This window comes from Micromonospora sp. S4605 (assembly GCF_003176715.1).
Lineage (GTDB): Bacteria > Actinomycetota > Actinomycetes > Mycobacteriales > Micromonosporaceae > Micromonospora > Micromonospora echinaurantiaca.
In genome coordinates this window covers 45,570-55,396 of sequence record NZ_QGSW01000239.1, presented here as the reverse complement: position 1 = coordinate 55,396, position 9,827 = coordinate 45,570, and the positions used below count along the sequence as shown (strand labels likewise).

At 71.2% G+C, this 9,827-nt stretch carries 11 protein-coding genes; 6 read left to right on the top strand and 5 right to left on the bottom strand.

Annotated elements, in window-relative coordinates:
• Nucleotides 1-622: aminotransferase class V-fold PLP-dependent enzyme (locus DLJ47_RS20875; RefSeq protein WP_146228157.1), on the bottom strand; the 622-nt coding region annotated here is incomplete at its 3' end.
• Nucleotides 623-817: 195 nt separating this feature from the next.
• Here DLJ47_RS20875 and ctaC point away from each other — a divergent pair.
• Both ctaC and DLJ47_RS20865 read left to right on the top strand, forming a co-directional pair.
• A complete protein-coding gene (gene ctaC, locus DLJ47_RS20870) occupies nucleotides 818-1,789 on the top strand; it encodes an aa3-type cytochrome oxidase subunit II (protein WP_109901877.1) in 972 nt (323 codons plus the stop codon).
• A gap of 10 nt (nucleotides 1,790-1,799) precedes the next feature.
• Nucleotides 1,800-2,225 carry a cytochrome c oxidase subunit 4 gene (locus DLJ47_RS20865; protein WP_109901875.1) on the top strand — a complete coding sequence of 142 codons (426 nt, stop codon included), beginning with the start codon at nucleotides 1,800-1,802 and terminating at the stop codon, nucleotides 2,223-2,225.
• 88 nt (nucleotides 2,226-2,313) lie between these two features.
• Here the strand turns inward: DLJ47_RS20865 and DLJ47_RS20860 are convergent, their stop codons facing one another.
• The 4 genes from DLJ47_RS20860 to DLJ47_RS20845 form a co-directional block, all read right to left on the bottom strand.
• Entirely contained in the window at nucleotides 2,314-2,514 is a 201-nt protein-coding gene (locus tag DLJ47_RS20860; protein WP_109901873.1) for a hypothetical protein, read from the bottom strand.
• Between the two features lie 301 nt (nucleotides 2,515-2,815).
• Nucleotides 2,816-3,862, bottom strand: coding sequence for an anthranilate phosphoribosyltransferase (gene trpD / locus DLJ47_RS20855; RefSeq protein WP_109901871.1), 1,047 nt, complete (start codon nucleotides 3,860-3,862; stop codon nucleotides 2,816-2,818).
• A gap of 90 nt (nucleotides 3,863-3,952) precedes the next feature.
• Complete coding sequence (locus DLJ47_RS20850) at nucleotides 3,953-4,348, bottom strand: hypothetical protein (protein WP_109901869.1); 396 nt, start codon at nucleotides 4,346-4,348, stop codon at nucleotides 3,953-3,955.
• A 106-nt stretch (nucleotides 4,349-4,454) separates the two neighbouring features.
• Entirely contained in the window at nucleotides 4,455-5,399 is a 945-nt protein-coding gene (locus tag DLJ47_RS20845) for a cytochrome c oxidase assembly protein (protein ID WP_109901867.1), read from the bottom strand.
• A gap of 108 nt (nucleotides 5,400-5,507) precedes the next feature.
• Here DLJ47_RS20845 and ctaE point away from each other — a divergent pair, with 108 nt between their 5' ends.
• From ctaE to qcrB, 4 genes are all read left to right on the top strand, one after another.
• Nucleotides 5,508-6,107 (top strand): aa3-type cytochrome oxidase subunit III, encoded by a 600-nt coding sequence (ctaE, locus tag DLJ47_RS20840; RefSeq protein WP_109901865.1) that lies wholly within the window; start codon nucleotides 5,508-5,510, stop codon nucleotides 6,105-6,107.
• A 72-nt stretch (nucleotides 6,108-6,179) separates the two neighbouring features.
• Nucleotides 6,180-7,016 (top strand): cytochrome bc1 complex diheme cytochrome c subunit, encoded by an 837-nt coding sequence (qcrC, locus tag DLJ47_RS20835; protein WP_088992681.1) that lies wholly within the window; start codon nucleotides 6,180-6,182, stop codon nucleotides 7,014-7,016.
• Nucleotides 7,017-7,083: 67 nt separating this feature from the next.
• Nucleotides 7,084-8,172 (top strand): cytochrome bc1 complex Rieske iron-sulfur subunit, encoded by a 1,089-nt coding sequence (gene qcrA / locus DLJ47_RS20830; protein ID WP_109901863.1) that lies wholly within the window; start codon nucleotides 7,084-7,086, stop codon nucleotides 8,170-8,172.
• Nucleotides 8,169-9,797 carry a cytochrome bc1 complex cytochrome b subunit gene (qcrB, locus tag DLJ47_RS20825; RefSeq protein WP_109901861.1) on the top strand — a complete coding sequence of 543 codons (1,629 nt, stop codon included), beginning with the start codon at nucleotides 8,169-8,171 and terminating at the stop codon, nucleotides 9,795-9,797. The genes qcrA and qcrB overlap by 4 nt, the downstream gene beginning before the upstream one ends.
• The last annotated feature ends 30 nt before the right edge of the window (nucleotides 9,798-9,827 follow it).

Sequence of the window (9,827 nt, the reverse complement as noted above, 5' to 3'; positions counted from 1 at the left end):
CGGCCGGCCCGCCCCATTTGTGCGCGCTGGCGGTCAGCAGCGACCAGCCGGCCGGCACCGGCACCCGGCCCACCGCCTGCGCCGCGTCGACGTAGAGCGGCACCCCGGCGTCCGCGCAGGCGGCGGCCGCCTCGGCGACCGGCTGGCGGGTGCCCACCTCGTGGCTGGCGGCGATCAGTGCGGCCAGCGCCACACCGGGGGCCCGGACCGCCGTGTCCCAGGCGGCGACGTCGAGGCGGCCGAGCCGGTCCACCGGCACCCCGAGGGCGGTGCCGCCGGCGGCGGTGTGCCGCTCGGCCGCGTGCAGCACGGCGGAGTGCTCGATCTCCGAGTGCACCAGGATCGGGCCGATCCGGCGCCGCCCGGCCAGGCCGCCGAGGACGGCCCCGTGCGCGGCGGTCGTACCGCTGCTGGTGAAGGAGAGCTCGTCGGGGCGTACGCCCAGGGTCTCGGCGGTCGCGGCGCGCGCCGCGTCGAGGAGCTGGCGGGCCCGGCGGGCCTGCGTGTAGAGCTTGCCGGGGTCGGCCCAGCCGTCGTCGAGCGCGGCCAGCAGCGCCTGCCGGGCGACCGGGTGCAGCGGGGCGGCGGTCGCCGCGTCCAGGTAGACCGGGGATGCGCTCACGGCTGTCCACGCTATCGCGCCGGTACGCCCAAGATCCCCCCGATGGGGGCGGACAGTGACCCCAACACGGTCCAGCCCGTCATGGTCGAGTAATCTGCGACCGTCGGTGACGCCTTTGCCGCCGGTGCTGTCGCTCCGCCCGATGGGGCGGCAGAAGAGAACAGACACCGCGGCGCGCTAGGGAGGCAGGACCAGGTGGTCGCAAGGAGTTCGGAGGTACGGCCCACGGCCGTACGGCACAGCGCTTCCCCAGGAGCCGGTGGGCGCCGGCGGCGTGGTGCTGGTCGGGTCGCCGGGCTCGGTCTCGGCGGGGCGGCGCTGCTGGTCCTACTCACGGGCTGCGACGTCGGCGCGGCGTTCGACGGCTTCGGCTGGCCGCAGGGTGGCATCTCGCCGGAGTCCCGCCGGATGTACGACCTGTGGATCGCCTCGTGCATCGCGGCGCTCGCGGTCGGCGTCTTCGTGTGGGGCCTGATCTTCTGGTGCGTCGTCCGCTACCGCAAGCGGGGCAACGAACTGCCGGTGCAGACCCGCTACAACATGCCGATGGAGTTCCTCTACACCATCGCGCCGATCCTGATCGTCTCCGTGCTCTTCTACTACACGGCGATCGTGCAGACCGACGTGGTCAAGACGACCAAGAACCCCGACGTCACCGTCGAGGTGGTCGCCTTCAAGTGGAACTGGCAGTTCAACTACCGCGACGGCCAGGGCCCGGAGGCCAACACGGTCGCCTCGACGCTGGGCACCAGCGAGGTCATCCCGATCCTGGTGCTGCCGAGCAACCGGTCCATCCGGTTCGAGGAGACCAGCCGGGACGTCATCCACTCGTTCTGGGTGCCGGAGATGCTGTTCAAGCGGGACGTCATGCCGGGCAAGATCCGCAACGTGTTCGAGGTCTCCAGCCTGGAGACCGAGGGCGCCTACGTGGGGCGCTGCGCCGAGCTCTGCGGCAGCTACCACGCGTTCATGAACTTCGAGCTGCGGGTCGTGTCGCCGGAGAAGTACGAGCAGTTCCTCGCGGCCAAGCAGGACGGCAAGTCGACCCAGGAGGCGCTGACGGCCATCGGCGAGGAGCCGTACGCCCAGACCACCCGGCCGTTCGAGACGCGGCGCACGGAAGCCAACTTCAACCCGGACAACGCTCCGGTTGGCGCGGGAAGCTGAGGGAGCGGGCATGAAGACCGAGTGGCGTATCTTCCTGGTCATCGCCGGGTTCCTGCTCTTCGCGACCGTCCTGTACGGCGCCTGGACGGCCGGTGAGTCCGGCGGCGTCGAGTGGGTGGGCACCACGGCCCTGCTGCTGTCGTTCCTGCTCTGCGCGATGTGCGGTGGCTTCTTCTGGTTCGTCTCCCGCCGCATCGACCTGCGCCCGGAGGACCGGCCGGACGCCGAGATCGCCGACGGCGCGGGTGAGATCGGCTTCTTCAGCCCGGGCAGCTACTGGCCGTTCGGCCTGGCGCTGTCCGCCTCGATCGCCGGTCTCGGCCTGGTGTTCTGGCAGTTCTGGCTGGTGGGTCTCGGTCTGCTGGCGGTCGTCTTCGCCGCCTGCGGCCTGCTCTTCGAGTACTACACCGGTACCCGGCGCACCGCCGAGCACTGAGCCGGCTCCGCCGGACGAGCCTGACGAAGCCCGTCTCCCTCCGGGGAGGCGGGCTTCGTGCCGTCCGGCCGTTCGGGGTGGGCGGGTGTCAGGCGGCGCGCCGCTGCACCGGCCGCCGGCGGTCGGTCAGGCGGGCGGCGCGGAACGTGAAGGTGGCGATCAGCACGGCGGAGCCGCAGCGGGTGCAGATCAGCTCGGGGCAGTCGGCGCCGTGGCCATCGACGCACGGCGGCGCCTCGAACGGCTGAACGCCCTCGCAGGTGTCGCAGTGGAGTTCGCGATCCGGCACGGGGACGCCTCCTCTCCCTCCGGGCTCCCGGCAGGCGGCTGAACGCGCGTCGGGAGCGGAAAACTACTCGGCTGTAGTTTGGCACGCGGGTCCGACATGTCCGCCGTCACCCGCCGGCCCTCTCCGGCAACTCCCGTCGGCACCGGTCAACCGGCCGCGGGCCGACCGGCGGTCCGCCGCCGAGGTGTGCCTGGACCGGCGTTCGCCGAGTGCGGCAGGGTCGCCGGGTCCCGGAGGCTGGATGACCGCGAGAGGCCGCAATCCGGGCCGCGCCGCGGCCAGGCCAGGCGGGCGGGGGCGGTCAGAGGGAGCGGGCGGTGGCGATCCAGCGGTCGAGGACGGCGGCGGCCGCGCCGGAGTCGATGGACTCGGCCGCCCGCGCCATCCCGGCGCGCAGCGCCTCGATCAGGTCGCCGTCGAGCGGCCCCTGGGTGGCCAGGGCGGCCGCGGAGTTTACCAGTACGGCGTCCCGGACCGGGCCGGGTTCGCCGGCGAGCAGGCGCCGGGCCACCTCGGCGTTGTAGGCGGCGTCCCCGCCGCGCAGGTCGGCGAGGGTGGACCGGGGTACCCCGAGGTCGACCGCGTCCAGCACAGCCTCTCGCACGGTGCCGCCCTGGGCCACCCAGACCCGGGTCGGCGCGGCGGTGGTGAACTCGTCCAGGCCGTCCTCGCCGCGCATCACCAGCACCGAGTCGCCCCGGGCGGCGAAGACGCCGGCCATCACCGGGGCCATCCGCAGGTCGAAGCAGCCCACCGCGCCGCCCCGGGGCCGGGCCGGGTTGGTCAGCGGGCCGAGGAAGTTGAACGCGGTGGGCACGCCCAGCTCACGCCGGACGGGACCGGCGTGCCGCATACCGGGGTGGAACCGGGCGGCGAAGCAGAACCCGATGCCGGCCTCGGTGACGCACCGGGCCACGCCCTCCGGGCCGAGGTCGAGCGGGACGCCGAGGAACTCCAGCAGGTCGGCGGTGCCGCAGGACGAGGAGGCGGCCCGGTTGCCGTGCTTGACCACCCGCACGCCCGCGCCGGCCACCACCAGCGCCGTCATCGTGGAGATGTTGACCGTGTGGGCGAGGTCACCGCCGGTGCCCACCACGTCGAGCGCGCTGGCCCGCAGCTCGTCGGGCAGCTCGACCTGGACCGCCCGGCCGAGCATCGCCTCGACCAGCCCGGCCAGCTCGGCCGAGGTCTCGCCCTTCGCCCGCAGGCCGACCGCGAAGCCCGCGATCTGGGCCGCGGAGGCGGCGCCGGACATGATCTCGCCCATCGCCCAGGCGGTGTCGGCGGTGGACAGCTCCTCGCCGCGCAGCAGCGCGTTGAGCAGGTGCGGCCAGGTCCGATCGCCCATGATGGGCCTCCCGAGCGAAGCGAGCGGGTGCGGGTGGACGCCAACCGGCGCCGGTCTGCCCGACGCCGTGGCGGGGCCGGTGCGGGGACGTCAGGCGGGGGTGTGCGTCCGCAGCAGCTCGGCCACCGTGGTGCCGGTGGTCACCGGGTCGAGCGGGTGCACCAGGGTGGCGTCGACCTCGGCGTACGCGGCGAGCCATCGGTCGGCGGCACGGGCGATCACCACGCAGGTCGGGGGAGCGTCCTCGCGGTCGTCCTTGATCTGCCGGGCGATGCCGAGGCCGCCGCCCGGGCTGGCCTCGCCGTCGAGCAGCAGCAGGTCGATCTCGTAGTCGTCGACCAGCCGGACGCACTCGGCGTAGTCGCTGGCCTCGACGAACTCGACCTGAAGGCCGGGCGCGGGTCGGGTGCCCACGGCGAGCCGCATCCGGTCACGGACCTGCGGGTCGTCGCTGTAGAGCAGGATGGTGCACGAACGATCGCTCATGGTTCGACTGGCTCCCACCTCGTAGCTGCCCGCTGATCGTACCGGTCGGTGTGAGGTGCGCGACGTCCTGCCCGGGGGTGCCCGGGGTGCGTACCGTCGGCGCAGCTCAGGCGGCGGACTCCGCGGCGCGCTGGCGGGCCTCCTGGCGGTCCAGCTCGCGGTCGATCCGGCGGGACTCCCGCTCGGCCTGCTTCATCCACTGCACGACCAGCACGGCGAGCATGGTCACACTGACGAACTCGCCACCGGCCCACAGGATGCCGCCGGCGAGCACCTGGTCGTCCCACGGGTCGGCCCAGCTGAGCCCGAGCGACGGGTACCAGTCGCCGCCGAAGAGCGTGCTGCTCTGCATGATGGTGAGCCCGAGCACGGTGTGGAACGGCACCGAGAGCAGCATCAGCAGGGCCCGCGCCGGGTACGGCCAGCGGCCGGGCAGCGGGTCGAGGCCGAGCAGCGGCCAGAAGAACACGCAGCCGGTCAGGATGAAGTGCCCGTGCACCAGCTCGTGCGCCCAGACGTGCTCCAGGGTGAACCGGTAGAGGTCGGTGAAGTAGAGCGCGAACGGGTTCACCACGAAGATGGCGAACGCCACCAGTGGGAAGCTGTAGATCCGCGCGATCCGGCTGTGCACGATCGCCAGCAGCCGCTTGCGCGGCCGCTGCGGCAGGGTGCGCAGGGCCAGCGTCATCGGGGCGCCCAGGGCGAGGAAGATCGGCGAGATCATCGACAGCACCATGTGCTGCACCATGTGCACCGACAGCAGCGCGGTGTCGTACGCGTGCAGGCCGCTGACCGTGACCAACGCGATACCGCCCAGGCCGGGGCCGAGGAAGAAGACCGTCCGGGAGACCGGCCACCGGTCGCCGCGCATCCGCAGCCGGTGCACCCCGTAGAGGTAGACGCCGGCGGCCAGCACCAGGCCGACCGCGAGCCAGCTGTCCAGCCGGGTCTCGGTGAACACCGAGGTGACGGTGAACGGCGGCGGGGTCGGCTCACCTCCCGGCAGGGCGGCGACCGAGGTGGCGGCGGAGATCCGATCGACGTGCAGCACGCTTTTCAGCCTAGGTCAGGCGAAGCGGACGACCCCGATCGGGCCATGGATGCCACCGGTTTGGCACCCCGCTGATCGCCGGCCCCGGTCAAGGGCAATAATGACCGCGTGACTGCGGCCCCAGCCATTGACAAGAGCCGGATCCACTCCCTGACCCGACCCAACATGGTCAGCGTCGGGACGATCGTGTGGCTCTCCAGCGAACTCATGTTCTTCGCGGCTCTGTTCGCGATGTACTTCTCCATCCGCGCGGCGGCGCCGGAGCAGTGGGCGAAGCACACCGAGCACCTCAACATCCCGTACGCGACCACCTTCACGGTGATCCTGGTGTTGTCCTCGGTGACCTGCCAGCTCGGTGTGTTCGCCGCCGAGAAGGGTGACGTCCACGCCCTGCGGCGCTGGTTCACGATCACCTTCGTGATGGGCCTGATCTTCGTGCTCGGTCAGCTCAACGAGTACCGCGAGCTGGTGCACGAGGGCATCAAGATCAACGAAGACGGTTACGGGTCGATGTTCTACCTGACCACCGGCTTCCACGGTCTGCACGTGACCGGTGGTCTGGTCGCCTTCATCATCTTCATGATCCGCACCACCATGGGCCGGTTCACCCCGGCGCAGGCCACGTCCGCGATCGTCGTGTCGTACTACTGGCACTTCGTCGACGTGGTGTGGATCGGGCTCTACGCCATGATCTACTGGCTTCAGTGATCTTGGCGCGTCACGAACCGCGCCGCTGCTCCGTCCCCTGAGACAAGGTCCAACCGGTTAAGGACACAGGTCATGACTTCTGACAACGACCGCCGACGCGGTCTGCTCGCGCGGCTGCGCGGGCGGCCCGTAGCGCGCAGCAGGGGCCGCCGCCGGCTGGGTGCCGCGGTCCGGCTGTTCGCCGCGCTGATGTTGGCCGGCGGCGCCTACACCGTCTTCGCCCCCGGCGTGCAGGCGCAGGACAACCCGCCGCTGACCGGCGCCGCCGCGGAGGGCAAGGCGCTGTTCGACGTGAGCTGTGTGACCTGCCACGGTCGCAACGCGCAGGGTGTCGAGGGGCGCGGGCCGAGCCTGATCGGCGTCGGCGCGGCCTCGGTCGAGTTCCAGGTCGGCACCGGCCGCATGCCGATGGCCCGGCAGGAGGCCCAGGCGCAGCGCAAGCCGGAGCTCTTCACCGACGAGCAGACCCGCCAGCTGGCCCAGTACATCCAGGAGCTCGGCGGCGGCCCGGTCGTGCCCGAGGGCGCGAACCTGCACTCCGACGCCAACATCGCCGCCGGTGGCGAGCTGTTCCGGATCAACTGCTCGCAGTGCCACGCCTTCGGCGGTGGCGGCGGCGCCCTCTCCTCCGGCAAGTACGCGCCGAGCCTGCGCCCGGCCACCGACCGGCAGATCTACGCCGCCATGCTGAGCGGCCCGCAGAACATGCCGGTGTTCGGGGACAACCAGATCACCCCGGAGCAGAAGGCGGACATCATCGCCTACATCCAGGAGACGCTGAAGCACGACCAGGACCCGGGTGGCTTCAACCTCGGCCGGTACGGCCCCTCGACCGAGGGCCTGGCGATCTTCCTGGTGGGCATCGTCGCGCTGGTCTTCACGAGCCTGTGGATTGCGGGCAAGTCGTGACCGGGCGGATCGTTCGTTTCAGTGCTGTGGTGCCGCGGCTCGGCACCGCGCGTAGCGAGGTGACGGCATGAGCACGCACACCGAGCACCAGGCCCAGCAGGGCCGGGAACCGCTCGACGTGAACACCCCCGGGCTGACCCGTTTCGACATCGTGCGCGAGGGCGCGCGGCGGGACGACATCGAGATCGTCCACTACGAGCCGCAGGTCGTCCCGGGCAGCAAGGCCGAGCGCCGGCTGACCCGTACCGTCGCGGCGATGTTCCTGCTGACCGGTCTGGCCGCGACCGCGTTCCTGATCATCTACATCTGGTGGCCCTGGGAGTACGCGCCCGGCCGCGGCGGCGACAAGTGGTACACCCCGCTGCTCGGCGTCACCCTGGGCGTGGCCCTGCTCGGTATCGGCTTCGGCATCCTGACCTGGGGCAAGAAGCTGCTGCCCAAGGAGGTCTCGATCCAGGACCGGCACGAGGGGGCGGTCTCCGCGGACGACCGCACCATCACCGGCCAGACCATGCTCTACATGGCCGACGAGCTGGGCGTGAAGCGCCGGCCGCTGCTCGGCATCTCGCTGCTGGCCGGCCTCGCGCCGGTCGGCGCGGTCGTGGCCGCGCCGCTGGTCGGCGGTCTGATCTCCGACCCGCACAAGAACAACCAGATGTTCACCACCGGGTTCGCCCCGGCCGAGGGCGGCCAGAAGATCCGGCTGGTCCGCGAGGACGGCCGGCCGGTCCGCCCGGCGGACATCAGCGCCGGCGGCCAGCTCACCGTGTTCCCCGGCATCGAGCACGGCGTGAGCAACCAGCACGCCGACTCGCCGACCCTGCTGATCCACCTGCGGGACTCGGACGCCCAGGAGTCGCGCCGCAACAACGAGCGCGAGGGCCACGGCGACTACATGTGGGGCAACTACGCCGCGTTCTCCAAGATCTGCACGCACGCCGGTTGCCCGGCGAGCCTGTACGAGCAGCAGACCAACCGGCTGCTCTGCCCGTGCCACCAGTCGCAGTTCCTGATCACCGACAACGCCCGGCCCATCTTCGGTCCGGCCAGCCGGCGGCTGCCGCAGTTGCCGATCGAGGTGGACGCCGAGGGCTACTTCGTGGCGAAGTCCGACTACACCGAGACCGTCGGGCCCGACTTCTGGGAGCGGCCATGAAACGCCGAAAGTTTGACATGGCGGCGGTGCCGGGCAAGACCGCCGCGGGACTGGACGACCGGTTCCAGGCGGCCACCCCGCTGCGCCGGTTGCTGAACAAGGTCTTCCCGGACCACTGGTCCTTCCTGCTCGGCGAGATCGCGCTCTTCTCGTTCATCGTCCTGCTGCTCACCGGGGTCTTCCTGACCTTCTTCTTCGAGCCGGCGATGACCGAGGTGGTCTACAACGGCAGCTACGCCCCGCTGCGGGGCACGCCGATGTCGGCCGCGTACGCCTCCAGCCTGGACATCTCGTTCGACGTCCGCGGTGGCCTGATCATGCGGCAGATGCACCACTGGTCGGCGCTGCTGTTCATGGCGGCGATCGTGGTGCACATGCTCCGGGTCTTCTTCACCGGCGCGTTCCGCAAGCCGCGTGAGACGAACTGGATCATCGGTTCGCTGCTGTTCTGGGTCGGCTTCCTGGCCGGGTTCACCGGCTACTCGCTGCCGGACGACGGCCTCTCCGGCACCGGTCTGCGGATCGCCTCGGCGATCATGCTCTCCATCCCGGTGATCGGCTCCTGGGTCACCTCGTCGATCTTCGGCGGGGAGTTCCCCGGCACGATCATCATCAGCCGGTTCTTCATCGCCCACGTGCTGCTCATCCCGGGTCTGCTGGTCGCGCTGATCAGCGTCCACCTGGGTCTGGTGTTCAAGCAGAAGCACACCCAGTGGCCCGGCCCGGGTCGGACCAACGGCAACGTGGTCGGCGAGCGGATGTTCCCGCGCTACGCGCTCAAGCAGGGCGGCTTCTTCATGGTCGTCTTCGGCGTGATCGCGCTGATGGGTGGCCTGTTCCAGATCAACCCGATCTGGCTGTTCGGCCCGTACGAGGCGTGGGTGGTCTCGGCGGCCAGCCAGCCCGACTGGTACGTGATGTTCCTCGACGGCTCGACCCGACTGATGCCGGCGTGGGAGATCCCCATCCCGATCGGTGACGGGTACGTGATCCCGCCGCTGTTCTGGCCGACGGTCGTGCTACCGGGCATCCTGGTGGGCCTCTCCACGCTCTATCCGTTCCTGGAGGCGCGGCACCTCAAGGACTACCGCAGCCACAACCTGCTCCAGCGTCCCCGGGACGTGCCGGCCCGCACCGCGGTGGGCGCCATGGCGGTGGCCTTCTACGTCGTGCTCACCCTCTCCGGTGCCAACGACGTGATCGCTGACAAGTTCCAGATCAGCCTGAACGCGATGACCTGGGCGGGCCGGATCGGTCTGCTGGTGCTGCCGCCGCTGGCCTACTACGTCACCTACCGGCTCTGCCTCGGTCTGCAGCAGCACGACCGCGAGGTGCTCGCCCACGGTGTCGAGACCGGCATCATCCGGCGGCTGCCGGACGGCCGGTTCGTCGAGGTGCACCAGCCGCTCAGCGCGGCGGACGGCCACGACGGTCACGGCGAGCTGGAGTACGCCGGCTGGGTGGTGCCGAAGAAGATGAACCGGCTCGGCGCGCTCGGCCCGGCCATCCGGGGCTTCTTCTACCCGATCGAGAAGCCGGCCGAGGCGCCGGTCTCGCCGGGGCACCCGCCGGTCGAGGCCCGACCGGAGCGGGAGGAGATCGGCAGCGGCGAGCGCCGCAGCTGACCGCCTGAGACACCCCGACGTGGCGCCCCC

What these genes read in the sequence shown, in the direction of transcription:
- qcrB (WP_109901861.1), top strand. Translation starts at nt 8,169, where the DNA reads ATGAAACGCCGAAAGTTTGACATGGCGGCGGTGCCGGGCAAGACCGCC.
- qcrC (WP_088992681.1), top strand. Translation starts at nt 6,180, where the DNA reads ATGACTTCTGACAACGACCGCCGACGCGGTCTGCTCGCGCGGCTGCGC.
- trpD (WP_109901871.1), bottom strand. Translation starts at nt 3,862, where the DNA reads ATGGGCGATCGGACCTGGCCGCACCTGCTCAACGCGCTGCTGCGCGGC.
- DLJ47_RS20850 (WP_109901869.1), bottom strand. Translation starts at nt 4,348, where the DNA reads ATGAGCGATCGTTCGTGCACCATCCTGCTCTACAGCGACGACCCGCAG.
- qcrA (WP_109901863.1), top strand. Translation starts at nt 7,084, where the DNA reads ATGAGCACGCACACCGAGCACCAGGCCCAGCAGGGCCGGGAACCGCTC.
- DLJ47_RS20865 (WP_109901875.1), top strand. Translation starts at nt 1,800, where the DNA reads ATGAAGACCGAGTGGCGTATCTTCCTGGTCATCGCCGGGTTCCTGCTC.